The organism is Chloroflexus sp. (genome assembly GCF_034434295.1).
Taxonomy (GTDB): domain Bacteria; phylum Chloroflexota; class Chloroflexia; order Chloroflexales; family Chloroflexaceae; genus Chloroflexus.
Window position 1 is genome coordinate 1 of sequence record NZ_DAOTZQ010000006.1, and the last position, 25,490, is coordinate 25,490.

The 25,490-nt window shown below is 55.9% G+C and carries 18 protein-coding genes; 6 read left to right on the forward strand and 12 right to left on the reverse strand.

Going from position 1 to position 25,490, the window contains the following annotated elements:
- Nucleotides 1-125: 125 nt before the first annotated feature.
- From VAE57_RS01570 to VAE57_RS01615, 10 genes are all read right to left on the reverse strand, one after another.
- Nucleotides 126-1,574, reverse strand: a complete 1,449-nt coding sequence (locus VAE57_RS01570) for a tetratricopeptide repeat protein (protein ID WP_322820160.1) — start codon at nt 1,572-1,574, stop codon at nt 126-128.
- The gene (locus tag VAE57_RS01575; protein WP_322820161.1) at nt 1,571-1,768 is read right to left on the reverse strand and encodes a zinc-ribbon domain-containing protein; all 198 of its coding nucleotides are present in this window, start codon (nt 1,766-1,768) and stop codon (nt 1,571-1,573) included. Before VAE57_RS01575 ends, VAE57_RS01570 begins: the two co-directional genes overlap by 4 nt.
- Before the next feature lie 94 nt (nt 1,769-1,862).
- Nucleotides 1,863-2,825: a GGDEF domain-containing protein gene (locus VAE57_RS01580; protein ID WP_322820162.1), complete on the reverse strand. Its 963-nt coding sequence runs from the start codon at nt 2,823-2,825 to the stop codon at nt 1,863-1,865.
- Between the two features lie 571 nt (nt 2,826-3,396).
- On the reverse strand, nt 3,397-3,654 hold the full coding sequence (locus VAE57_RS01585) for a hypothetical protein (protein WP_322820163.1): 258 nt from the start codon (nt 3,652-3,654) through the stop codon (nt 3,397-3,399).
- Between the two features lie 400 nt (nt 3,655-4,054).
- Nucleotides 4,055-6,148, reverse strand: coding sequence for a carboxypeptidase-like regulatory domain-containing protein (locus VAE57_RS01590; protein WP_322820164.1), 2,094 nt, complete (start codon nt 6,146-6,148; stop codon nt 4,055-4,057).
- A gap of 1,531 nt (nt 6,149-7,679) precedes the next feature.
- Complete coding sequence (gene gpmI, locus VAE57_RS01595; RefSeq protein ID WP_322820165.1) at nt 7,680-9,302, reverse strand: 2,3-bisphosphoglycerate-independent phosphoglycerate mutase; 1,623 nt, start codon at nt 9,300-9,302, stop codon at nt 7,680-7,682.
- A 12-nt stretch (nt 9,303-9,314) separates the two neighbouring features.
- Nucleotides 9,315-9,563, reverse strand: coding sequence for a hypothetical protein (locus VAE57_RS01600; protein WP_322820166.1), 249 nt, complete (start codon nt 9,561-9,563; stop codon nt 9,315-9,317).
- A 34-nt stretch (nt 9,564-9,597) separates the two neighbouring features.
- Nucleotides 9,598-10,785: an FAD-binding oxidoreductase gene (locus VAE57_RS01605; protein WP_322820167.1), complete on the reverse strand. Its 1,188-nt coding sequence runs from the start codon at nt 10,783-10,785 to the stop codon at nt 9,598-9,600.
- 6 nt (nt 10,786-10,791) lie between these two features.
- Entirely contained in the window at nt 10,792-12,237 is a 1,446-nt protein-coding gene (locus VAE57_RS01610; RefSeq protein ID WP_322820168.1) for an FAD-binding oxidoreductase, read from the reverse strand.
- A gap of 2 nt (nt 12,238-12,239) precedes the next feature.
- Entirely contained in the window at nt 12,240-12,590 is a 351-nt protein-coding gene (locus tag VAE57_RS01615) for a hypothetical protein (protein WP_012257032.1), read from the reverse strand.
- A 541-nt stretch (nt 12,591-13,131) separates the two neighbouring features.
- On the opposite strand from VAE57_RS01615, the gene VAE57_RS01620 reads away from it, so the two are divergent.
- Nucleotides 13,132-13,890: a glycosyltransferase family 2 protein gene (locus VAE57_RS01620; protein WP_322820169.1), complete on the forward strand. Its 759-nt coding sequence runs from the start codon at nt 13,132-13,134 to the stop codon at nt 13,888-13,890.
- Here the strand turns inward: VAE57_RS01620 and VAE57_RS01625 are convergent.
- Nucleotides 13,887-14,543: a Crp/Fnr family transcriptional regulator gene (locus VAE57_RS01625; protein ID WP_322820170.1), complete on the reverse strand. Its 657-nt coding sequence runs from the start codon at nt 14,541-14,543 to the stop codon at nt 13,887-13,889. The genes VAE57_RS01620 and VAE57_RS01625 overlap by 4 nt on opposite strands.
- Before the next feature lie 346 nt (nt 14,544-14,889).
- Here VAE57_RS01625 and VAE57_RS01630 point away from each other — a divergent pair, with 346 nt between their 5' ends.
- Both VAE57_RS01630 and VAE57_RS01635 read left to right on the forward strand, forming a co-directional pair.
- Nucleotides 14,890-16,593 (forward strand): peptide ABC transporter substrate-binding protein, encoded by a 1,704-nt coding sequence (locus tag VAE57_RS01630; RefSeq protein ID WP_322820171.1) that lies wholly within the window; start codon nt 14,890-14,892, stop codon nt 16,591-16,593.
- Nucleotides 16,594-16,623: 30 nt separating this feature from the next.
- Nucleotides 16,624-17,676: an AAA family ATPase gene (locus tag VAE57_RS01635; protein ID WP_322820172.1), complete on the forward strand. Its 1,053-nt coding sequence runs from the start codon at nt 16,624-16,626 to the stop codon at nt 17,674-17,676.
- Nucleotides 17,677-17,746: 70 nt separating this feature from the next.
- Here the strand turns inward: VAE57_RS01635 and VAE57_RS01640 are convergent, their stop codons facing one another.
- Nucleotides 17,747-18,625 carry a DNA adenine methylase gene (locus tag VAE57_RS01640; protein ID WP_322820173.1) on the reverse strand — a complete coding sequence of 293 codons (879 nt, stop codon included), beginning with the start codon at nt 18,623-18,625 and terminating at the stop codon, nt 17,747-17,749.
- 366 nt (nt 18,626-18,991) lie between these two features.
- Between VAE57_RS01640 and VAE57_RS01645 the strand changes: the two genes are divergently transcribed.
- The 3 genes from VAE57_RS01645 to treS all read left to right on the forward strand — a co-directional run bounded on the left by VAE57_RS01645 (nt 18,992) and on the right by treS (nt 25,462).
- Entirely contained in the window at nt 18,992-19,756 is a 765-nt protein-coding gene (locus VAE57_RS01645; RefSeq protein ID WP_322820174.1) for a hypothetical protein, read from the forward strand.
- Between the two features lie 280 nt (nt 19,757-20,036).
- Nucleotides 20,037-22,076, forward strand: a complete 2,040-nt coding sequence (locus VAE57_RS01650; protein WP_322820175.1) for an alpha-1,4-glucan--maltose-1-phosphate maltosyltransferase — start codon at nt 20,037-20,039, stop codon at nt 22,074-22,076.
- A 23-nt stretch (nt 22,077-22,099) separates the two neighbouring features.
- Complete coding sequence (gene treS, locus VAE57_RS01655) at nt 22,100-25,462, forward strand: maltose alpha-D-glucosyltransferase (RefSeq protein ID WP_322820176.1); 3,363 nt, start codon at nt 22,100-22,102, stop codon at nt 25,460-25,462.
- Nucleotides 25,463-25,490: the final 28 nt, after the last annotated feature.

Here is a 25,490-nt window from a genome sequence, read left to right on the forward strand (position 1 = left end):
GCAACGCTGCGTAGTATACTCGAAGGTCGTCAGCTTGTCAAGTGGCAAGGTCATCGCAGGCAACGCACACGCCAGATCGCTTCAGGAAGCGGTAAAGCGTCGACTCGCCTCTCATGCCACAAGTACTACGTACCCAACAGTTCAAGCGCAGTTTCGGCTCGCTGTCGCCAGATGCTGGTCGGTGCCTGATCGGCAACCGCTTCAAGAGCGGCACGTCCGCGCCTCAGATCGCCTTGAGCGCAAAGAATCAACCCGTAGTAGAAACGCGCTTCAACACCGCCCCCTGCTGTCAGGGCTGCGTCGGCTGCGGCTAACGCACCGCTCATATCGCCGCAATAGTAGCGGGTACCGGCCAGGATGGTTAAGGCTTCGGGATCGGTAGGCAAGTTATTAACTGCTGCTTGTGCTGCAAGAATGCCACTACTGCAACGCTCGAAGCCGCTATCAAGATGAAAACGAGCGGCTAATGTCAGATAACGGCCACGCTCATCGGGTGGAGCAGTAATGACTGCCTGTTCGTAGGCATCGGCTGCGGCAACAAAGTCACGTTGAGCAAAGGCTAATCCGGCCTGTGCCAGTGCAATGGCTGGTCCGGTATGATGCTGAGATTGAATCTGTTGCAAGCGACTGGCCGCTGCCGAGAGGTCGCCGGTATGAATATATGCGACCGCGAGTAATGCCCCAATCCGTATATCGTCAGGATGCACCGCAGCAAGCTGTTCGAGTTGTACGATCCCCTGTTGCCGATTCCCCAGGCGTAAGTGAGCGTAGGCTCGATAGATGGCTGCACTCAACCCATGAGCACCTGCTGGATCGACCTGGGCGAAGAATGCAAGTGCCAGATGATCGTATCCCAATTCCAGTGCCAGTTGGCCGAGTAGTTGTGGTCGTGCAGCCGGATCGGCTATAAGCGCAGTCGAAAGTGTTTCCGAGCCTGCCTGCGGCGGCAGGAGTGGACGCAAGAAGGGATCTGAATCGATAACAGACGCTGGTAGGTTCGCCGGTATTTCGTGGTCTGGATTGTACAGAGCACTGAGTAATGTTAGCCGTTCCCCTACTATTGCAACCCAGTCTGCCGGTAATTGATCCGTCGCCACTGATTGATAGGCAGCGAAGGCTGCGTCAAACCGACCTGACCGCAGATCATCATCGGCCAGCAATAGATCACGAATGGCGCAACGATTGGGTAGACAGGTGGTTAATGTCTGCCAGGTGCGACGCGCTGTTGAAGCATCTCCTTCCAGGAAGGCTATTTGCCCCAGATAGAGTACAGCAAGCTGATATTCTGCTGGCCGCAGACCAGTTTGAATAGCAGCAGCGAATGCTCGCCGGGCCAGATCGGTTTCTCCACGTACCGTGAGGACAATACCACGTCGCAGCTCTGCTTCGCTTAACCCATTTGCCAGGGCAGCGTACTGATTGAGTGCAGCACGATAGTGACCGGCGGCAAAGAAGGCATCTCCCTGACGCAGTGCATCGTAGGGATCTGCGCGAAGTGCAAACCATCCCGCAATACCAGCGATTAGGATGCTTATTGACCAGGCAGTGAATTGTCGCCAGTGAGAGGAGATCACGACTCATCATCTTCAGCAGGCAGTTCAAGACGACGACGCTGATGTTCGCGGCGATTACGACACTTTGGGCAGCGTGTCGGCTCATTGAGAAAGCCTTTATCAGCGTAGAACTCCTGTTCGCCGGCAGTGAAGATAAACGTTGCTCCACAACTACGGCAGATCAATTCCATATCGCGATAAAAGATCATTGCCATAGGCGCCTACTGCAACCGAATTGGTATTGATTAATCATTGCTCTCTATTGTACCACGCTGACCTACGTTTTGTCGGTATATTACCACCTGACCGCTACAGTGGTCGTCCGACAACAATCCGATTTTTGCCAGCAGCTTTCGCCTGTGAAAGTGCTGTGGTAGCAATTTGCAGCGCAATTCCGGCAGTATGGCCGTGTTGCGGGATGGATGCAATCCCAATAGAGATAGTGACCGGCGACGGCCAGAGCTGTGATCGCTCGATGACACGTTGGCGTAATCGTTCGGCCAATGCAGCCGCCCCACTGACACCGGTATTGGGTAACGCAGCCAGAAACTGGTCACCCGTCTGCCAGCGAGCGAGAAAATCACTCGGTCGTAATTGTTCACGGAGGACGGTGGCCAGATCGCGGATCATCTGATCGCCGGCGGCATAGCTCATTTCATTGTAGCGACGGAGGTCATCACCATTTATCAGCAATACACTGCACGCCTGGCTTTGTCTTTGCGCTGTCAGAATCAGCTCCTCAAGGCGTTGCCGGGCAGCAAAGCTATTTGGCAAACCGGTAACGGGGTCGATATCGAATTGATGCTGATCATTGAGCGTAGCGCCTAGCGCTGCGAGTTGAGCAATCAATCGGTTGAGCAGTGTCCCTGGATCAGCGGTATCCGGGATCAGAAATTGCAGAATGGTCGCCGGGTCACTGTCAGCGGGAATGTGATGGTAGCGAATAACCGGTATTGTGCTCAGATCAAGACGCTGTGCCTGCCGGTGTAAGAGTGTCTGTAACCGTTCAATTTGCACGACCTGTGTTGCCGGAGCACCTGGTGGAACCACAATCACAAATTGGGTGTTCCCCGGTTGGTAGATTGTTCCAGCCAACTCTTCACGCAATAAGAGGGCCAGCCAGCGTAACGTTGCCGAAGCCGGTGGATGAGGTAACTGAATATCGATGATTCCACACGGCGTCGTCGGTTGCGCCAGCCATTCGGCGAAAGCGAGTAAGTTGGCGGTACCGGTGTTGGGATCACGGCGCAGGATGGTGGTTATGTCTGGCATAGGTTGCTCTCAGCTCGTTTCAATCGGACCAACCCGGAATGATGCTGATCCAATTGTTGTGTGATGGGATGCTATCTCATTATACGAGTCATGTTGGTGAATTTGCAGCTATCATTTGCACGAATCTTGTAGATGTCAGGATCATGTCACAGATGATCTGACATCTCGAACCCGTGCGTGGTGCGGTCGCCCAGAAAACCACCTTTCCTGTAAACGCAAAAGCTGCTGACAGGCGCCAGTGAGGCCGTCAGGGTTTTTCCAATCAGTGTAGTACACTTCAACGCAACCCATCCTGCCGGCTTGCGCATTATCAGCCCGGTGTAACGGATGATCTTGAGTATGTTGGCAGGATGTATCAGATGTCGGCGACAGACATGGGAGATGGCAGACAGGTGCCGTCTCGTACTGTCGATGAGGTAATCCGTCAGACCTTAATAACGTAAACCCGATCACGCAAGGAATATAGCACAGGTTAAAGCCTGTGCTACACGTATGGCTGCTCGTCTTGGCTCGCCCCGCGTTATCAAAAGCGATGTTTGTTGCGACGAGTGCCAGGCCCGTAACGGTGCACTTACCGATGCTCGACTATCCGCAATTGGCTAATCTGCCCAAGCGCCGGGCGATCACGCGGATCGATGGGAAGACGGGCACCGCAGTAGTTGAAGCGGTAGATGCGACCACTTACCGGGCCGATGACGATCAGCGCCGCCTGACCGGTGTATTCGCAGAAAACGGTGAAACGCCGATCACCTGTTGGTTGCGCAGGACGGGTCGTTGTGTCGGTTGTGACCGGTGTCCAGGCTCGATTCTTGCCGCAGCATGTCATCATGACCTCCCTGAGATGGTATCTCATAGACAATTGGTTTCGGGGCGCTGATCCGCTCGATAACGATAGCGCCACCAGAAAATGCCAGCCAGTACAATCCTGCTTCAAGCCATGTTGGCGCGTAGTAGAGGGCGACCGGTAGTGCAAACCAGAGGCTCAGACAATAGAAACAAGCGAGTGCCTGCCCCAAAACACTCCCGCCTGCCCACTGTCGCAAGCGCAAGAAAATCGCCCACGGGCCATCTTCAGCATGAAAGAGATGGGTGATGCGCCAGACAGCACCTATTGCAATGATCAGGCTAAGCCATGACATAACAGCAACCCCTGATATTCAGCGGTGGCGAGTGGTGTTAGCCGATTCGGTAGATCATGCCGTAGCGGCTAACACGCACTCACCACTCTCCTAGACGGCAACCGTCAGGCTGTAGAAACTGAGCTTCCGCGGGTGATAATCGTAGTTGCAATCGACGATGGTGCGCTTGTAGACCCGCAACTCGATTTGATAGCAGCACGTGATCGGGAAGGCACAGCGCAAGTCAGGAATGGTTAAGCGTAATCCCCCACCACGCCAGTGTGGTGCCGTTGCGCCCTGGCTGCGTGCTGCTCCGTAATCGGGACCAACCTGATCGGCGGCGGGAGTAGTTGGCGGCAGGGCGATAGGCGTTAACGTTGCCCCCGGACACGTCAGCAGATTGACGCGACCATCCCTGCCGTAGGTTGCTTCGAGCGTGTAGAACGCCAGATGCTGACCGACATCGTAGGCGATAAAATCAATCTCAAGCGTGCCGCCACTGCCGGCAATGATATTGGCACAGGGATCGGCCAGATTACCATTGATGCGTACTGCGACAATATCGGCTGCCGGCTCAAGATTGCTGGTACTGTTATCGATGGTAAGCACCAGGTAGTTCTCGTGATCGGTATTGCAAATGGGCAGGATTTGTGGATGACCCAATTGCGGATTCGCTCCTGTCCCGCTGTTTTGATAACCGACCAGACGCAAGTAGTACGTACCATCGGCAAAAGTGTTGGCAGTTAACCACTGGAGTAGCAGATTGGGGTTACTCACCCAGAAACGGCTCAGTCCCCAGCTCCCAGGTCCGTTGTTTGCCTCGAAGAATGCCCGTGAAGGAGCAACCAGTCGTCCGCTGATCGGGGTGAAAGTAACCGGGAGCGTATGGAAGCCAACCGGCCCCGCGGGCAGTGCCGGCCCCCAGAAGGTTCGCGTAAAATTCCCAACTGCTGCGGGTGGCATAGGTTGCCACGGCCCACCTGGACTGGTCGCCCATTCAAATTCGTAGAAATCAACCATTGCCGCACTGCCAAACTGTCCGCCAATTGATACTGTACCGGCAAATGGGCGATCACCGTATGAGGCTACAACACTCGGATTCAGATAACCAGCCGGCGCTGCCATCGCCCCCATATTCCCACCGATACCGTTGCTCAGGCTACTGCACACATTCGCTACCACAACACAGTTGCCTTCAGGTGGAGGTAGATCGTCTATGCAACACGCCGCCTCGTTAGCGACCAGCGTCACACTCACATTTGTGGGAATATTCCAGCGCGTATCGGCGATAGTCTCGTCAACGATGACTTTGAGTTGCCCTTCACACTGCTGGGTGACTTGAAAGATAATATCCGGTGTACAATCCCACCATGGCTGCCAGGGTGCCCAGGGCCAGATGCGCAACTGTTCAAGTTCGGGGATATGCGGCAAACGTGCGCGTAGCTTCTCGCGCAGTGCTGGCAACATGGCTGTACCAAATGGTTGGTTCACCAGCGCCATTGCCTGACCATCGCGTTCCAGCAATGGCGCAAAGACGGTGAGCGATGGCCGCGGATCGGGGATGGGAATGGGAAAATCAGGCACCTGCTCGATGATCGGACGTAACAGATCGACGAGCCAGGGTTCGAGTTGCCAGTAGCGAATGCGCCACCACCACCATGGCCACCATCCACAACACCAGCGAAACTTGATGGTGAATGCACCATTGGCATCGGTCGTGTCACACCCCACCTGTTGGCGGCTGGACCACCACCACCAGCGGTCGATATCGAAGGCACACACCTGCGCCCCAGGTACCGGCTTTCCATCTGGACAGATAACTCGACCGGCGATCACAAAATGGCGACACCAGCGTCGCCACCAATGCCAGTAGTAGGCCGAGATCGAGATCGGTTCCAACTTAAACCGGCGCTCCTGCAACGTCCGCGCTGATATAGTGCGACTAATAGTTTGGAGATGAGGTAAATCCTCGTTTTCAGCATCGGCTGGACCAATGATGATGTTCAGAGTATCAGGCGCACCACTCAGTTCAACGCGGACTACCGCTCTGCCCGTTTTATCAAAACGAGCTAGTGCCGAGTGCAAAATGTTACCGGCACCCTCAACCACGACTTTCACCGGCGTCTCAGGAGAGAAATCATCAACACCGCTTGCGTCGAGTGGAATCTCGAAACTCAGTTGCCGTGATTGCTTTTGGTCTGCCATTACGAACCTCCTTCTAATGCTGAACCCTTCTAATCTCGACATGCGTACTGCGACCAGGACAGTGCCCTGCCCCATGGTCGTGGATGGAGTTAGTTGTAAATTTCACAACAGTACCGTAAACCATTACTGAAAAGCAATGAATTTTTCAGGTTTTTGTGAAAATCAGTGTTTTCTCAGTTTATTTGTTCTAAACCATATGTTTACCTTTCGCGTTATTATTCATGCTCGATGTCTTTATGAACGCTGAAGGGTATAATTTTTGCGAAATTCATTGATTTTAAATGATATGTTAACTATTTTGCGACTTCAATCAGCACGAAATTGCTGATATTGCACAATTAATCATACGACACTTTTGCAAAATAATCAGTAAAGATATTATTTAATCTAAATAAAAAGTTGATAAAAAGTATAATCTGGTCACCTGTCTTTTATCTCTTTAGCACGGGGAACATCCTGTATCTCTTGGTTCAGCAGAGGCACATCCGGTAAGCGCAGGGGATAATGACGAGGAGGTAGCCCGGTGTTGTCGAATAGCCACATCAGATGCTGGCGGGAGATATCCAGCGCGACGGCGACAGCCGCACCTTGTGCTGTCGATGACGTGATCTAGTCTTCCGTGAACGCAGCGTAGTCCTGGTCTCCGCAAGATAGGGTCACCCCTGAACCAATGCGCCAGGAGCATCGGTTCAGGGATGACTGTCGTGGTATGACGCCGGGTCATATCAAATCTTGACTGACACGGTATATCATGCAGGTTTCAGGCCCGTACTAACCCACCAGTGAGCCACTGGCGGGTCAACACGGGTGCATGAGCCAGTTCACAGGCAGTTGTGTGAGGTGCAGTGCCATCGTGATGCATGATCAGCATGTCGTGCTTGTGCTGCTGCCAACGATGCTCTGCAATATGCCCCCTCCTGGCCACCTTCGCTGGAGGTCAACAAAACATGCGAGGATATGTGGGGGTAGGACTTGGGGATGCGCTGAACGCCACTACCCTACCCCTTCTCATGCGCTGCGGGAGAGGGAAGAGCAGCAGCCTGACTCAGGTCCTCCTGATGAGGCAGGCATTGGGTTTGTGTATATTCTCTGTCCGCCCTGTACCTGCTGAGGGCGGGAGTCTCCGGTACAAGGTACCTCCGCTGTCGTGGTCAGGACGCAGGCGTCCTGGCGGCCCCACGAGCGGCAAGCCACCCAAAACACGGTTGCTGAGACCGTCCCTGAATCATGCCACCAGGAGTCGCCAGCGCCTGTTGGCGGCTCTCGCCACCTCCCTGCATCCGTGAAAAAGCCAGCGGCCAGAGAGTGCGGAAGCCAGGCTTCCGCACTCAAAACCATGCGACAGGTGACATTTTGAGCGGGAACGGTATCAACGCCGGTATGTGATGTCTGCGTGGATCGATGATAGATACATCTTTCCCGCTGCAATCCCACCCCTTGCTTAACGAGGTGTTTTGTGCAGAGGCATTCCTTTGCTGAAACGCCACCTGACACGCCACTTGTGCGGCAGCGGGCAACCTGACCGGATTGGCTAAGTACGATGCACAATCAGACTCTGCCCAGTCATATCGGCTGCCGGTTCTAACCCCAACAGTTCGAGCAGTGTTGGTGCCACGTCGGCCAATCGGCCACCATGCCGCAGTTCGATAGCATCTTTGCCATAGCCGGTACCACCAATCAGGAAGCAAGGTACCGGATTGGTGGTATGCGCCGTATGCGGCCCCCCGGTTTCAGGGTCAATCATCTGCTCGGCATTCCCGTGATCGGCAATGACGAGGGCCACGCCGCCCCGTTCCAGAATAGCCGGCACCACCCGCGCCAACCCGGCATCAACGGCTTCACAGGCTTTGATCACTGCCGGGATACTCCCGGTATGACCAACCATATCGGGATTGGCATAATTGACCACGATGAAATCGTATTGATCGCTCTCAATTGCAGCCAGCAATGCCTCGGTGACTTCGGAGGCACTCATTTCCGGCTTCAGATCGTAAGTAGCGACTTTGGGTGATGGGATGAGTTGACGATCTTCGCCGGGAAACGGCTCTTCGCGCCCGCCATTGAGGAAGAAGGTGACGTGCGGGTATTTCTCAGTCTCGGCAATATGAAACTGGCGCAGCCCGGCCTGGCTGATCACAGCGGCCAGCGGATTGGTGACGTAACGGGGTGGGAAGGCAACCAGTACCGGCAAGCCCTCTTCGTATTGAGTCATGGTCACGAAACAGAGATCGCGCAACTGACGCTCACGCTGCCAGATCGTGGCGGGCAACGGTTGGCCTTCAGCTTTTTGCCGTTCATAGTGCTGGTGAATACGTTCATTGAGGTCTGGATCAACAAAGGCACGGGTCAACTGCCGACCACGGTCGGGGCGGAAGTTGGTAAAGATCACGGCATCGCCGTCGCGCACGGTAGCGGTTGGTTCGCCACCGTCGGTGACAATCACCGTGGGTAAGACAAATTCATCACTGACATCACGGGCATACGATGCCTCAATCGCTGCCCGTGCTGAAGTTGCCTTCTCACCCACCCCATCAACCAGGGCCGCATACGCCCGTCCCGTGCGTTCCCAACGCTTATCACGATCCATTGCATAGTAACGACCGGCAACGGTAGCAATCGTGCCGACTCCAAGCCGGCCAATCACCCCTTCAAGGGTGTCGAGAAAGCCCAGCGCACTGCGTGGCAACACATCACGCCCATCGAGGAAGAGGTGGAGGTAGACGCGCTGGAGATGATGGCGGTGGGCCAGCTCTAGCAGCGCGTGCAGGTGATCTTCATGGGCATGCACGCCTCCAGGCCCAAACAGCCCCATCAAATGTAAGGCCGAGTTGCGCTGTTTGACGTGTTCGATGGCCTGGAGCAAGACCGGGTTGGTAAAAAAATCACCATCGGCAATCGCTTTGCTAATGCGCGTCAGTTCCTGATAGACCACAAAACCGGCACCAATATTGAGATGGCCTACCTCGGAGTTCCCAATCTGACCTTCAGGCAGGCCAACATCAAGCCCTGAAGCTCCCAATGTTGTGAAGGGGCAATTCGCCATCCACGCATCAACATGGGGCGTATCGGCCAGATCAGCCGCATTACCCGGCCCTGGTGGCGCAATGCCCCAGCCATCCATAATTATCAAGACCACCGGACGTGGACGTGCCATTAGACGTTCTCCTTATCCCAAACCAAGAGCTACCTGGACGATTCGCCACGCTGCCAGTAGCCCAAGCAGCGCGGCTCCGAGCAGAGGAACAACCGTCAGCAACAGGCTCCAGATGCGTTCACCCATTGCAGGATTGGTACTCACGAACCCGCGAAGTAACTCGCGACGGATTGCCTGCCAGCCACCCCATAAGGTCGCCAGTCCCAGTGTGGCAAAGACCAGTGCGGCACCGAGCGCGATAAGTGAACCGAGTAGCGCCATACGACATCTCCTGACTTCGTGAACATTATCGCTCTTATTCAATCAGCCAGCGCCCTGGATTGAGAATGCCTGCCGGGTCCCAACGTTGGCGCAAGGCACGCATCAGATCAATGGTTGGTGGCGGCGGCCCCCAGCGCTCAATGCTGACAGGACTGTATTCAACTACGGCATACCCACCTGCACCGGCCAGCGCCTGGCGTAACACGGGCAAGTGCGTGGCGGCAGTCTGCGGACAACAGGCAATGATCAGCCCCAAACCGGGAAAAACAGTTACCGACTCAGGCGTGACCGTCGCCAGCGCAGCCATCGCCACCGGAAGCGCACTGTCAGGCACACCGATCCGAAGGATCAGGCTGGTGGCAGATGCATGTGGATAGGCGGCATGGTGCAGGGCACGATAGTTATGTTCGACCTTCAGATCAGTCACAGCAGAACAGGCTGCGGTAGCCAGCGCTAGCTGGCGTTCCACCGCGGCTACCACACCGGCGAAGTGGGCTTGTAGCATGATAGAATCTGAGATGGTAATAACCAGCCCGACCGGCTGTAATGGTGGTCTACGCAGCGCCTCGGCCACCTGCCAGGCCTCGTCAAAGGTAGAGCATGGAACGCGCAGTGAAACAAACGTTTCCGGGAGTGGCGCGACTTTGAACGTTGCCGTTGCCATCACCCCAAGCGTGCCATACGCGCCGAGGTGTAGCTTGTGGGTATCGTAACCGGCCACATTTTTGACCACCCGCCCACCACTCTGTACTACTCGCCCATCACCGAGCACGACTTGCATGCCGAGGAGCCACTCTCGTGGCCCACCGTAACCCAACCGCAAAGGCCCCCATGCCGCGATCGCCAGTAATCCCCCGATAGTCGCAGAGTCTGGTGCAGGCGGATCCCAGGGCAACCACTGTCCCCGTTCGCGCAACAGTGCCTGTACCGCCACTAGCGGCAAACCGGCTTCAACCGTTATCACCAGATCGGCGGGCTGGTATTCAATCACCCGGTTCAGTTGGCGCAGATCAAGGGCGATATCGTAACGCTGCGGCGGATCGAGCAGAAACTGGTGTGTACCGGCCCCCCACGGCACCACTGCGGTGTGAGTACGGGTTGCTTCGGCGAGCAATTCGCTCACATCAGCGACGGATGTCGGCTGCACAACCTGCTGCGGTTGTCGATCAGCCAATGCATACGTTACCGGCGATGGCTTGGTTGAAAAAGGCAAGGCATTCATACCCGTCTAAATCCACGCCCCCCGGTCAAGCGCACGCAGGGCACCGCGGGCAAACCGGATGTCGGCACAACTACTGCCCCCCGGCAGCAGTTTGCAGGGGTTCATCACCCCATTCGCATCGAAGATGGCGCGTAGGTCGGCGAAAGCGGCCAGATCGGCCGGGCCAAAAATCCAGCCCAGATAATTACGCTTCTCAATCCCAATACCGTGTTCACCACTGATCGTACCGCCGGCAGCAACACACGCCTGCAAAATCTCTTCACTGGCGGCAACTGCCCGCTCAAGCGCACCGGCGTGACGGAGATCGAACAGCAACAGCGGGTGGAGATTACCATCACCGGCGTGAAAAATATTGACAATCGTGATCTGGTGACGGGCCGCCACCTCTTCGGTCAAACGCAACAGTTCAGGCAGACGCGACCGCGGTACAACACCGTCCTGAATGTGATAGTGCGGGGCAATCCGTGCGCAGGCCGCCAGAGCGCCTTTACGACCGGCCCACAACTTCTCGCGCTGGTGGGCATCTTGCGCCGCCCGCAACTCGCGCACCTTATGCTGATGACAAATCTGTTCAATCGCTTGGGCCTGGGCGATCACCTCTTCACGCAATCCATCAAGCTCGATCAACAATACCGCCCGCGCATCAGGCGGATACCCCGCCTGAACTGCGGCTTCGACCGCGGCAATGCCCTGCCCAACCAGCATCTCAAGCGCAGCAGGAATGATGCCATGGGCAATAATCGCAGACACCGTCTCACTGGCCGCGTCGAGATCGTCGTAGATGGCCAGAAAGGTGTAGATCGACTCAGGATTTGGGGTTAATTTCACCACTGCTTCGGTAATGATACCGAGGGTTCCTTCACTGCCCACCACAACCCCCAGCAGATCGTAGCCTGGCGCATCCAGGGCAGTCCGACTCATCTCGATCACCCGCCCATCACCCAAGACCAGCGTTACTGCCAGAACATGGTTGGTGGTGACGCCATACTTCAGGCAGTGCGGACCGCCGGCGTTGGTGGCAATATTGCCGCCGATGGTACTGGCGCGCTGGCTACTGGGATCGGGGGCAAAATGGAGGCCATAGGGCGCAGCGGCGAGACTGAGATCGGTGTTGACCACGCCGGGTTGCACGCGGGCAGTACGCGCCACCGGATCGATGGCTAAAATCCGATTGAGGCGGGTAAGGGAAATGACCAGCCCACCCTGTTCGGGTACCGAGCCACCGGCCAGCCCGGTGCCCGCACCACGGGCAACGATTGGCACCCCGAGCTGAGCTGCCACCTGCACACAGGCCGCAACTTCGGTGGTAGTGCGCGGCACAACAACCACCTCCGGCATACCCTGATCAAGGGCTGAGCCATCGTACTCGTAGAGCATCAACTCTTCTGGCCGGCGCAGCACAATTGCCGGATCAACGACGCTCAGGAGAGCGGTAATCAGTTCATCACGCATCGTCATTTTGTCCGTACACGGCGCTTCAGATCAAAAACCGGCCGGCGAAACGTCAGGATGTCGAGCGTACCGCGAGGATATGAACGTAAGACCAGCGCCAGACCACGCGGATGACGGCGCCAGATACCGGCCAGGGCTAGCCCAATCAGTAGCGGGGTCATTACCCAAACCAGCACTGGCGTTCCATTGTTCAGAATGATCGAACCAAGCCCGACACCGACCAGCAACCATTGTCCAACCGGCAGTAGCAACATCCGCTCGCGTAAATGGAAGAAGGCGACGGTGTAGGCTATCACATACCAGGCCGACAACAGTATCATGACGATCAACAACCAGGAAAGCAGTGTTGCCATAAATAACCCCGTGATGCGTGCCAATGCTACCCGTATGATAGCACACTAGAAGTCATCAATATCAAATCTTGACTGGAACTTATTTCATAAAGCTGCACTGTCATCCTACAGACTGTCACCCAGGCTCATGAACGCTTGCCAATCACCAACGACAGCATATCTTGCTCCCGGGCTGCCGGTATGACTGCGAGGAGAGCTGACGAATCTCCGGCGTCATCACCCGCTGATATCGATTGCCTTGCTCGCTCATCATCCGCGTGGTGCGCAGTGTGACGTGCGGCAGCCACGCTGTCACGCCAGCCGTGCTCACGATCCGGTATACGGAGATAGCGTACACGATATCCCAACTAGCGCGTGATTACGCTGCGGATAAGCGACAGCGTTTACTCCTTTTTTCAGTCACAGGTACGTTGTAAACCTTCATCAGCCTGTGCTGCTGTCACGATAGCACAGCTTTACGTTCAACCCCTGACGAGGAGTGCGCGACGCCTGTGTTATAATCAGCCGGCGGCACTTCAAACGGCGCATGGAGTTCAACTGTATGGACAAGCGACCCAGTATCAGCGTCTTTTTTCCCGCCTGCAACGATGCCGGCACCATTGGCAGCATGGTGGTTGCGGCGATCGAGACGCTGGAAGACATTACCGATGATTACGAGGTGATTGTGGTCGAGAATGGTAGCACTGACTACACGGTTGACGTTCTCGAATCACTGGCAAAGCGCTATGATCGGCTGCGCGTATACACATATCGCCAGGCGTTAGGGTATGGTGGAGCGTTACAGGTTGGCTTTGCCAAAGCAACGAAAGACCTGATCTTCTACACCGACGGCGATGCGCAGTACGATCCACGCGAACTCAAGCTCCTCTTACCGGCACTGCGTGACGATATCGATATTGTGAATGGCTGGAAGATAGATCGCGAAGACCCGTTGCATCGCATTATCATCGGTCGTATCTACCACCACACGGTGAAATTTCTCTTTGGCTTTAAATTGCGCGACGTTGACTGCGATTTTCGCCTGATTCGCCGGCATGTATTCGACGATATCGAGCTGGAATCAGACAGTGGAACGATCTGCCTGGAGTTGGTGAAGAAGTTACAAGATGCCGGCTATCGCTTCGCCGAAGTACCGGTTCATCACTATCATCGCACCTACGGCAAAAGTCAGTTCTTCAACTTCCCGCGGCTCTGGCGCACCTTTGTTCAGCTTATTGGCCTGTGGTGGAAGCTGGTGGTACGTCGTGAACACATGCGCAAGCGCAAAAAGCGCCTGGCACCCGAAGAGATCACACGCTAACTCTGGGCCAGCTCGCGTAGCCGGGATGGATTCAGCAGAGTAATACCTGAACTGTCTACGTCGAGCAGACGGGCATCGCGGAACTGATTAATGACCTTGGTCACGGTTTCGCGATACGCATTGATCATATCAGCAAGCTGTTGATGGGTGCGCCGGGGTAAGCGGTTCGGTTGCGGGGCGGCCACCTGTTGCGTCTCCGACATTTCGAGGAGAACTGAGGCCAACCGGGCTGGCACTGACTTAAAGGCCACTTCCTCAATTCGTCGGCTGACAATCATGCGTTGTTGACCAAGAAGTTCAAGCATTGCCATGGCCAGCGTCCCGTTTTCAGCCATCGCTTGCAGTATCTCGCTCCGGGGAACCGCCAATACCCGTACCGGCGTCAATGCCTCGGCAAACGTATCATAGGTTGCATCACGCTCAAAGACGCTCAAACCAAACACCTGTCGCTCTTCAACGACACGGACAGTGAGTAGTCGTCCTTCGCGTGACGCAAGATGTAATCCAACCTGACCGTTCATTAGCAGGTAGAGAGTTTGGGCCGGTTGGGTCGGCGTGTAGATTGTATTGTGCCGGCGAAAGGATTGCGCCTGACCAAGAGAGCTTACACGATCCCAGACGATCACTTCCGCTTGTTGCAGCCGTGAGGTCATTGTGGTTCCCTTTCCGCGCCCCGGTGTACGGTCGGAATGTGTTTCTGTATCGCCTTTGTATTGTACCATAAGGTTTCGGTAGGTGCTGCCCAATAAATTAGTTGGTATACGCCAGGTTGCTGCCTTCGTCACCACAGAGACACGGAGGACACAGAGGATGGGTATAGCCCGAATTGCTAGCGTGAGACGCGAAGTAGCATGTCCATAGGAACTGGCTGCTCCCCACATCGTGCATGCGGTTACACCACCCGGTGTTGAGGGCAACGTCGTGCTGTTCATCCTGGCAGTCAGCCGCTGTGGCCTGCTCATAGCATAGGTAGCAACGTTGAGTTGGTATAATACTTCTATGCACAACGATCACTTGCTTCACCACAACCGATTGCCATTCATCTTGATCACGTTGAGCGTCCTCCTGGCTGCATGTGCCACGCTCCCTGCACCAGAGCCAACGGCGACGATACTGTCCACCGCCACACTCCCACCAACTGCAACCCCACTTCCCCGTGGTGGTACCCTGAGCATACGAATCGCTGCTCCTGTTAGCGATCTGCGCCCCTGGCAGCCACGTTCTCGTGACGAAGAACATCTGATCAGCCTGCTCTACAGTGGTTTGATGCGTCTCGATGCCGATCTGTGGCCAACCCCCGATCTGGCCGAACGACTTGACATTGATGTCGATGGACGGCGATTGACGTTTACGCTCCGTCAGAACGTGTACTGGCATGACGGTCAACCACTAACGGCTGCTGATGTACTCTTCACATTGGAAGCACTCCGTAGTCTGCCTGAAACCAGTACTGCCCTGTTGGCCGACCTGCGCTACATTGCTGCGGCATCTGCCCCTGATGAACGCACGGTCGTGATTGAGTTGCGCAGCCGCTATGCACCGATGCTGAGCCTGTTGGCCGTCCCCATTTTGCCTCGTCACCTGTTTGCCGGACGTGATGTGAGTCAGGTCGATTTTCTCGCCCAGCCGATTGGGAGTGGCCCCTTTCGTTTGCGGGAACGACAGGCCGATGGCAGTCTGGTACTGGAACGACACGATCAGTATCACCACGGTTCGCCGCTCCTCGATCAGGTGGTGTTGACGGTCATGCCGGAAACAGCGATAGCTCAGCAAGCCCTGCGTGATGGGCAGTTGCTGGTAGCCGAGTTGCCCTGGGGGGCGCAGGATGCACTCGGTAATGTCACAACCTTGCGTAGTGGTAGTATTCCCGAAAATGGGGTCTATTTTCTGGCCTTCAATTTGCGCCCCGGTCGTCCGTTTGCCGATGTGCGCCTGCGACAGGCGCTGGCGACAGCTATCGATTTGCCGCGTCTGGTAGAGACGGCAACCAAGGGGGTGGGGGTGCCGGTTGGCAATGGCGCCTTGCCAGGTAGTTGGGCCGATCTGACGCCTCCGTTACCGGCAGGCGACCTGCCGGCTGCACGCGAGATACTTGATGCCGCCGGTTGGGTATTGCCTCCCGGTGCGACAATCCGCCAACGGGAGGGAGTACCGCTGATCGCCCGCCTCTACGTTCGGAACGATGATGAACGGCGATTGGTGGCTGCCCGTCGCATCGCCGAGATTGCTGCCAGCATCGGTATCCAGATAGTTGTAGAACCGGCTGATTTCGCAACCGTCATTCTGGCGCGCTACGTGGCGCCATACGATTTCGACCTCTTGTTGGGAAGCTGGCTGAACGGTGCCGGTGATCCGAACTTTGCCGATACGATGTTCTACGACCCTGATGATTTTGCGCTCTTCCATTCCAGCCAGCTTGAGCAGGGACCGGGTGACACCCGTGCTACCCGCAATTTTGTCGGTTTCAACGATCCGGTGTACGACGAGCAGGCACTGATTGCCCGTCAGCTCTACGGTCGCGAGGAACGGCGCAGTGCAATTGCCCAAACCCAGGCTCGCCTGGTCAGCGAATTGCCTTACCTTTACTTGTGGGTTGATCGCACCGCAGTCGTAATCAACACACGGATACAAACACTTGATGGGCCGGTTGATCTGACGACACCACGCTACTTGTGGAATATTGAACGCTGGTACCTTCTGTAACCGGGTAAACAGGTCAGCGGTGGAGGTCGCATGAAAAATCCCTTCGCTGAGCGCGGACGGATTACCGATCCGGGCAAATTTGTTGGTCGCTGGCGCGAACTGGGAGCGGCATGTGAACAACTCGAACGCCGTCGCCCGCTCTTGTTATACGGGCCGAGCGGGAGTGGTCGATCATCGCTGTTGACGCATCTGGCACAGGCCGCTGGAGCAGTGCTGGAAATCCCCAATCTGAACGCCTTCTACCTTGATCTTTCCCTGTTGCCTGATGCAGCGACGACGTATGGTCTGATCGTTCGTGCTCTGGGGGGGAGTGAACCAACGATTGCGGCTCTGGAACAGCGTCTGGCGGCCAGCGGCAGACCAGTCCTGATCTGTCTCGATGGGGTCGAGGCCGCGATTGCTGCCGGCTGGGGTGAAGACCTGCTCGAACGTTTGGGCCGCCTGGCCCGGCGGAGTGCACCCGGCTATCACGGGGTGGCCGGGCCAACCGGGCAAACACTGGCGTATGATTTGATGGTTGTCGGAGCCATTCGCGGCACACCACCCCTACTAAGTGAACCATTCGCCACGGTGCGCCTGGGGCCACTGAGCTTCGCCGAAGCACGCCTTTTGCTCGATAGCTACCTCGAAGAGGGTGAGCGTCTGTTCAGTGCTGATGAAGTACGCGAGTTGATGACGCTAAGCGCCGGTCAGCCAGCCTTCTTGCAGCGTGCAGCCTACCATCTTTACGAGGCGCGCCGGCGGCCAACATACCGCTGGCGGAAAGCATACCGGGCCGAGCTACGCGAACATCCACCGCTCGACAACCCCTTACCACCTGCTATTTTCGAGACGGACGAAGACGATGATGATGAAACTGATGATACGTTACCCGAACAGATCGAGAGTGCAGCACCAGTGCGTCATCGTCGGCGTGTCAGTCATCCGCCTAGTGATGATTTGCGTCCGCTACTGGCAGCCGTCGGGCCGTTACTGGCCGGTCTGATCAGTTTTCAGGCCAGTAGTTCCTGGCCGGTAGGCATAGCAATTGGCGCCGCCGGTTATCTGGCCGTGATCGCCTGGAACTGGCGCAGAAGCGAATAGACGTTGGCATTAAGCATTGGCAAGTTGGGCGATAGTGATCGACAGTTTCGTCAGTGTAGCGGCATAGGTTCTAATCACTGGCAAGCTTATGTGGAGTGAGCACGCCAGCCGGAAAACTACAGGCAATCAGCTCTTCAACCAGCCCGCGGCGTGAACCGTTGCAATTGATTTTGCGACTGGCCAATACAACATCGACCCGGCAGGCGTTGGCGTACAACTGATGGGCCAGGGTTGTTGATGAATTCGAGAGCATCACAAAACAATTCCGTGCCGCCAGTTGATGAAAGACCAGGGCAAGCCGACGTTGTTCGCTCTCGTCGAAGCCGCGTCGTGTATAACTGGTAAAGGATGCGGTGCTGCTGACCGGTACATACGGCGGATCGAAGTAGACAAAATCACCCGCCTGAGCCTCATCGAGCACAGCAGCAAAATCGGCCACCCGCAGATCAACATTGCGTAAGGCCCGACTCACTTCACGGAGATTATCGCTGTCAACGATCTGCGGATTCTTGTAATAGCCGAAGGGGGCGTTGAACTGCCCCTTATTGTTCAAGCGATAGAGACCATTGTAACAGGTACGATTAAGAAAGATGGTGCGGGCTGCGCGTTCCACCCGTGAGCGACGAGCAAAATCCGGCTGGCGATCCCAACTGCGAATATCGTAGAAGAAATCACGGTCGGTCGCATACGGGCGCAGACGGTGCAACAGTGCAATCAGATCCTCAACCTCATCACGAACAGCAATATAACAGTCGATCAGTTCCGCGTTGAGGTCGCTCAGCGTGGCTCCGTGTCGCAGCAGACCATGGTTCCAGAGGTAAAAGAAGAGTGCGCCACCACCGACAAACGGCTCGTGATAGCGGCCAAAACGCTCTGGAATGCGCCGCGAAAGCTCTGGCAAGAGCTGACTTTTCCCACCAGCCCACTTGAGGAATGGACGCGCAGGCACACAAGGCTCCTCGCCAAACCTGCCAGACCAGGCAGGTTCGACTCCCATATGCGGTTATTGAGAATTGGATTATAACATATCGCATGAGAGGGCTATGTGCAAAACGGCCACGGCATGATCTGGCGTCGGATTGGTGTGTGGCGACACCACCGGCACCCAGGCAATGCCCTGCGTCCCCACATGATTTGCGGCACGGGCTGAAGCCTGAGCTACAGGGAAGCGCACGTTTTGGGCAGTGGGATAACAGAGTTCAGGATACAACCTCGTATAATAAGCTACACAGCAGAAATACCAGATGAAGAGCTGCGATTGATTGACGGGCACGGCGGTGTCTTACGTTTGAAACCTGTCTATTGAGAGGATGCCATGCAGATTGATATCCGTCCGCTAACAACGTATGCCGAATATCGAGCATGCGAACAACTTCAGCAAGTGGTATGGGGTGACGAGTTTGTGGTGCCGCTCAACTTACTGACCACCGTACAGCGGAACGGCGGGTTGGTGTTGGGGGCATTCAAAGGTGACGAACTAGTCGGCTTTGTCTTTGGTTTTCTGGCGCGCACTGTCGACGGACGGTTAAAACACGCTTCACACATGGCAGCCGTCCACCCCGATCTGCGCGATGCCCGGATTGGCGAACAACTCAAACGGGCGCAACGCGAGTTTGTGCTGGCCCAAGACCTGGAGCTGATGACGTGGACGTTTGATCCGCTGCTGGCCCGCAATGCCCATCTCAATCTGCACAAACTCGGCGCAATCAGCCGTACCTACCTGCGGAATGTGTATGGGCCTGAGCCAGAACTCGTTGATGGCATCTTGCCCAGCGACCGTTTTCAGGTCGAGTGGTGGCTGTTACACTCGCCATTTGCCCGCCCATCAGCCGATCAGGTTGCCAGATCACCATTGCTCAACCCAACACTAGATACGCCGGTGCAGATTACCCATGAACCGGTTGTGCGGCTGGCTATTCCTGCCGATTTTGCTGCTCTTCAGCAGCACGATCCGGCAATTGCCCAGGCCTGGCGTTATCATTTTCGGGCCTGGGCTGAAGCTGCCTTTGCCGCCGGGTATGTCGTTGTCGATTTCGTACGCACTGAGAACTACTATGTGCTGGTTTCAGTAGATGCTTAGACGACCAACACAAGTTACCAATCAGTACCGCATGCAACTAGTTTGACACATCCCGCCGGGGAACGTACAATCAAAAGGGCAGGCATACTGAACATTGTCATAGATCACGGACATGCCCGGCATGCGGCTTGCCGGCCCATACGGTTTGTCGTATATCATCTGCTGGCACTTCATCACAGATTATCAATACCCCAGCATACGACGTACCGACCTATACGGTTTGTCGTCTATCGCAAGTGCACAGAACGCACATTGCTTGCTGTCAGATTGAGGAGGTCTAATGACCGTCAAGGAGTCACGCACTCGTACCCGCCGCACGGCGGCAAAAGCGAAGCTCGATCTATCGGTGATCGGTGAAGGACGGCGACGGGTCATTATTGAAGCGGTTGAGCCAATCATTGATGGTGGTCGTTATCCGGTGAAGCGGATCATCGGTGATACGCTGGTGGTCAGTTGCGATCTATTTGCCGATGGTCATGATGAACTGGCAGCGGTAGTACGCCATCGACCGGTAGGCGCTAACACATGGCATGAAGCACCAATGCGCTTACTGGTCAATGATCGTTGGGAAGGTCAGTTTACCCTGAATAGCATCGGCCGGCATGAGTTTCAGGTCGTCGCCTGGATCGACCGTTTCGCGACCTGGGTGCATCAACTTGAGAAGCGGTTGGCTGCCGGGCAAGATGTGCGGGTCGATTTGCAGATCGGTGCCGCGCTGGTTGGTGAAGCAGCACGTAATGCCAGTGACGCTGATGCTGCCGTGCTGCACGTCGCCGAAGCAGCCCTGATTGCCGGTGATGTTGATACAGCCTTTGCTGCTGAAATCCACTCCTTGATGGCTGTCCATTTGCCACGCCGATTTGCTACCGAGTCTGAGATTTACCCGGTAACGGTCGAACGTGAACGGGCACGCTTTTCCGCCTGGTACGAGCTGTTTCCCCGCTCGACGGCTGACGAGCCAGGTCGTCACGGTACGTTCCGCGACGTGATTAAGCGGCTGCCATATATTGCCGAACTCGGTTTTGATGTCCTGTATCTGCCACCAATTCATCCGATTGGGTACACCTTCCGCAAAGGCAAAAATAACAGCCTGAATGCCGGCCCCACCGATCCGGGCAGCCCATGGGCGATTGGGAATGCCGATGGCGGACATATGAGTATTCATCCCGAATTGGGTACCCTGGATGATTTTCGGGCGCTGGTGCGCGAAGCGCAGAAATACGGTATCGAAGTAGCGCTTGACATCGCGTTCCAATGCTCACCCGATCATCCGTATGTGCGTGAGCATCCGGAGTGGTTCCGCGCTCGCCCAGACGGAACTATCCAGTATGCCGAGAATCCACCGAAAAAATATCAGGATATCTACCCGTTCGATTTTGAATCGGAAGACTGGCAGGGGCTGTGGCAAGAGCTGCGCCGGGTCTTCGAGTTCTGGATCGAGCAGGGTGTGCGTATCTTTCGGGTGGATAACCCGCATACCAAGAGCTTTCGCTTCTGGGATTGGTGCCTGAACTCGCTGAAGAGCGCACATCCCGACCTGATCTTTCTCTCGGAAGCGTTCACCCGGCCAAAGGTGATGTACCATCTGGCCAAGATCGGCTTTACGCAGAGCTATACCTATTACACCTGGCGCACTACCAAACACGAGTTGACCAGCTATCTGCAGGAATTGAACACCCGCCCGGTCAGTGATTTCTTCATTCCCAATTTCTGGCCGAATACACCTGACATTCTAACCCCACAGTTCTACGCCGGTCAGCGGTCGGTGTTTATGACCCGCGCTGCGATGGCAGCGACGTTGACGGCCAGTTGGGGTATGTACGGCCCGGTGTATGAATTGATGGAGCACACGCCGGTAGCCGGACGTGAAGAGTACATTAATAATGAGAAGTACGAAATCCGGCACTGGAATCTCGATGCACCGCACAGCCTGCGCGGCTACATCGGCCAGCTCAATCGGATTCGGCGTGAGCATCCGGCCCTTCACCGGAATGACACCCTGCGCTTCCACCGCGTCGATATCGATTTTCACGAGCACGAATGGTTGCTCGCGTATAGTAAGACATCACCGGACGGCAGTGACATCATTCTGGTGGTGGTCAATCTTGACCCAGAACGTACCCACAGTGGTTGGGTACAGGTGCCGCTGAACGACTGGAACGTGAACGGCGTGTTCCAGGCCCACGATCTGTTGACGGACGCACGTTACACCTGGTCGGGAGAGTTTAACTACGTACAGCTCAGCCCGATGGCTCCCGTCCATATCTTTTGTATTCGCCGGCTCCGGCGTGACGAGCGCGGCTTTGAGTATTTCGCCTGATAGTTGTACGATGAGGGAGTGGCATGAACCGTGTACGCCCGGCCAAGACACCGACTCTGTTAGCCGATGATCCGCTCTGGTACAAAGATGCGGTTATCTACGAATTGCATGTACGCGCTTTTTGCGATAGCAATGGTGATGGCATCGGCGATTTTCCCGGCCTGACCAGCAAGCTCGACTATCTGCAAGATTTGGGCGTAACGGCAATCTGGCTGCTCCCCTTCTATCCCTCACCGCTGCGCGATGATGGCTACGATATAGCCGATTACACGAACATTCATCCCAATTACGGCACACTGGCTGATTTCAAGGTGTTTATTCGCGCAGCCCATCGGCGTGGGCTGCGCGTCATCACCGAGCTTGTCTGTAACCACACCTCTGACCAGCACCCCTGGTTTCAACGTGCCCGGCGGGCTAAGCCCGGTACTTCAGCCCGCAACTTTTATGTCTGGTCGGACACACCCGACCGCTATAAGGACGCCCGGATCATTTTCAAAGATTTTGAGACCAGTAACTGGACGTGGGATCCGGTCGCGCAGGCGTACTACTGGCACCGCTTCTACAGTCATCAACCCGATCTCAATTTTGAAAATCCGGCTGTCCAGCGTGCTGTCTTCAAGGCGATGGAGTTCTGGCTCGATCTAGGCGTCGATGGCATGCGTCTCGATGCCATCCCTTACCTCTACGAAGCAGAAGGCACCAATTGCGAGAACCTGCCGGAAACCCATGCCTTTCTCAAGCGCTTACGCAAGCATATGGACGAAAAGTACCAGGGGCGTATGTTTCTCGCCGAGGCCAATCAGTGGCCGGAGGACGCGGTTGCCTATTTCGGCGATGGTGATGAGTGCCATATGGCCTTTCACTTCCCGGTGATGCCCCGGCTCTTTATGTCGGTTCACCTTGAGGATCGCTATCCGATCATCGATATTATGCGGCAAACACCGCCTATTCCCGACAATTGCCAGTGGGCAATCTTCTTGCGTAATCACGATGAGCTGACTCTCGAAATGGTCACCGACGAAGAGCGCGACTATATGTACCGGGTCTACGCTCGTGATCCCCAGGCCCGGATTAATCTCGGTATTCGCCGGCGACTGGCACCATTGCTCGGCAACCATCGCCGTAAGATCGAGTTAATGAACGGATTGCTCTTTTCGCTGCCCGGCACGCCGGTGATCTATTATGGTGATGAGATCGGGATGGGGGATAACATCTATCTCGGTGACCGCAACGGTGTGCGCACACCGATGCAGTGGAGTGGTGATCGGAATGCCGGTTTTTCGCGGGCTAATCCTCAGCAACTCTATCTGCCGGTGATTACCGATCCGGAGTACCACTACGAGACGGTCAATGTCGAGACGCAAAGCGCTAATCAGCATTCATTGCTGTGGTGGACGAAACGCCTGATTGCACTACGGAAACGCTACGCCGCATTTGGGCGGGGAACGCTCGAATTTCTCTACCCCGAAAATCGCAAGGTACTCTGTTTCTTGCGCAAAACCGACGACCAGATTCTCCTGGCCGTGTTCAATCTATCGCGGTTTGTGCAGGGGGTCGAAATCGATCTCTCGCCGTACCGCGGACTGATGCCGGTTGAACTGTTCGGTCAGGTGGAATTTCCACCGATTGGCGATCAGCCCTATTTCCTAACCCTTGGCCCACACAGCTTCTACTGGTTTACGCTGACACCACAACGGGTTGAGGGAGTACGCTTACCCACACTCCAACCCGAAACCGAATTGGTTGAGATTCCGGTTGATGCGATTGAGTGGGATGCGATTTTCTACGATGGTCGGCAGACACGGCTTGAGCGAGTCTTACCCGATTACTTGCGCTACCGGCGCTGGTTTGGGGCCAAAACACGCAAGATCAAACAGGTGCAGGTAAGCGAGTTTGCCCGTCTCGATTATGCCGGTGGCCCGGCCTACCTCACCCTGTTGCAGGTCAACTATGTTGAGGGGGCACCAGAGACCTACTTGTTGCCAATGGCGTATGCCGAAGGCGAACGCGCCGACCAGCTTCTGGCCGATCAACGCCACATGGTGATTGCCCGACTACGGGTTGGCCGCCGACCTGAAGCCGGTATCCTGTACGACCCGCTCGGTGAGCGTCGCTTTGCGTCGGCGCTCCTGGAACTGATGATCGGACGGCGCCGTTTGCGGGGTGAGGCCGGTGGTGAACTGGTGGGTGGTACGACCCGTGCGCTTCGCAAGCTCCTCGGCGGTAGTGATGGCCTGGAACCGAATTTGATGCGTGGCGAGCAAAGCAATTCATCGATCAACTTTGGTGGTCGGCTCATTATGAAGCTCTTCCGCAAGATTGAGCAAGGCCGCAATCCCGATCTGGAACTGGGACGTTTCCTGACCGAAGAGGTTGGCTTCCCTCATACACCACCGGTAGCCGGCTACATTGAATACCTGCGCGGCAAAGATGAACCGTTGACGCTGGCAATCGTTCAGGGCTATGTGCAGAACGAAGGTGATGCCTTCGATTACGCGCTCGATGTCGTGCGCCGCTACTATGATACGGTGCTCACCCGTACCGATGTCGTGCCGCCGGTTGTGAAGGCAAGCGTTGCCGGCATGCTCGCGGCTGCGCAGCAGCCACCGCCAGCCCTGGTTGAGGAATTGATCGGTGGTTACCTCGAGTCGGCACGCCTGCTCGGTCAGCGGACTGCGGAGATGCATCAGGCGTTGGCCAAAGGGAGTGGGCCAACGATGGCGCCTGAACCCTTCTCAACCCTTTACCAGCGCTCGATCTACCAGAGCGTTCGGAGTTTGATCGGACACACGCTGCAAGATTTGCGGAAACTGCTGCCGTCGTTGCCAGCAACCGTTCGTCCGGCGGCAGAGCGTGTTACCCAGAGTGAAGAGGCGCTCCTGGCGCGGTTGCAACGGATTACCGGTGACAAGATCGAGACGGTGCGTATTCGCATTCACGGTGACTACCATCTCGAACAGGTGCTCTTCACCGGCAAAGATTACATGATCATCGACTTCGAGGGTGAACCATTGCGCCCGATCAGCGAGCGGCGGATCAAACGCTCACCGTTGCGTGATGTGGCCGGCATGTTGCGTTCATACCAGTATGCCGCCTATGCTGCTCTATATGCCCGCGATAGCTCAACCAGAAGCACTGAAGAGATCGAGCGGCTTCAGCGCTGGGCTGATATGTGGAGTTTCTGGGTCTGTGCAGCTTTTCTCAATGGCTATCTGACGACAGCCGGCCATGAAGCATTCGTCCCCCAGGATCAGGCCGATCTCGAAGCCCTGCTCGAGACGTTTGTCGTCGAAAAAGCTGTCTACGAACTGAGTTACGAGATGAACAATCGCCCTGACTGGCTGCCAATCCCGATCAACGGCATCTTACGCCAGATTGAAGAATGATCGCTACCGCCGATGTTCCTGTGTTACC

Bases quoted from the DNA above. Each gene is read 5' to 3' on its own strand.
- gpmI (WP_322820165.1), bottom strand. From the start codon at position 9,302: ATGGCACGTCCACGTCCGGTGGTCTTGATAATTATGGATGGCTGGGGC.
- VAE57_RS01635 (WP_322820172.1), top strand. From the start codon at position 16,624: ATGAAAAATCCCTTCGCTGAGCGCGGACGGATTACCGATCCGGGCAAA.
- VAE57_RS01625 (WP_322820170.1), bottom strand. From the start codon at position 14,543: ATGACCTCACGGCTGCAACAAGCGGAAGTGATCGTCTGGGATCGTGTA.
- VAE57_RS01615 (WP_012257032.1), bottom strand. From the start codon at position 12,590: ATGGCAACACTGCTTTCCTGGTTGTTGATCGTCATGATACTGTTGTCG.
- treS (WP_322820176.1), top strand. From the start codon at position 22,100: ATGAACCGTGTACGCCCGGCCAAGACACCGACTCTGTTAGCCGATGAT.
- VAE57_RS01620 (WP_322820169.1), top strand. From the start codon at position 13,132: ATGGACAAGCGACCCAGTATCAGCGTCTTTTTTCCCGCCTGCAACGAT.
- VAE57_RS01605 (WP_322820167.1), bottom strand. From the start codon at position 10,785: ATGAATGCCTTGCCTTTTTCAACCAAGCCATCGCCGGTAACGTATGCA.
- VAE57_RS01600 (WP_322820166.1), bottom strand. From the start codon at position 9,563: ATGGCGCTACTCGGTTCACTTATCGCGCTCGGTGCCGCACTGGTCTTT.
- VAE57_RS01645 (WP_322820174.1), top strand. From the start codon at position 18,992: ATGCAGATTGATATCCGTCCGCTAACAACGTATGCCGAATATCGAGCA.
- VAE57_RS01650 (WP_322820175.1), top strand. From the start codon at position 20,037: ATGACCGTCAAGGAGTCACGCACTCGTACCCGCCGCACGGCGGCAAAA.
- VAE57_RS01590 (WP_322820164.1), bottom strand. From the start codon at position 6,148: ATGGCAGACCAAAAGCAATCACGGCAACTGAGTTTCGAGATTCCACTC.
- VAE57_RS01585 (WP_322820163.1), bottom strand. From the start codon at position 3,654: ATGATGACATGCTGCGGCAAGAATCGAGCCTGGACACCGGTCACAACC.
- VAE57_RS01610 (WP_322820168.1), bottom strand. From the start codon at position 12,237: ATGCGTGATGAACTGATTACCGCTCTCCTGAGCGTCGTTGATCCGGCA.
- VAE57_RS01575 (WP_322820161.1), bottom strand. From the start codon at position 1,768: ATGGCAATGATCTTTTATCGCGATATGGAATTGATCTGCCGTAGTTGT.
- VAE57_RS01630 (WP_322820171.1), top strand. From the start codon at position 14,890: ATGCACAACGATCACTTGCTTCACCACAACCGATTGCCATTCATCTTG.
- VAE57_RS01580 (WP_322820162.1), bottom strand. From the start codon at position 2,825: ATGCCAGACATAACCACCATCCTGCGCCGTGATCCCAACACCGGTACC.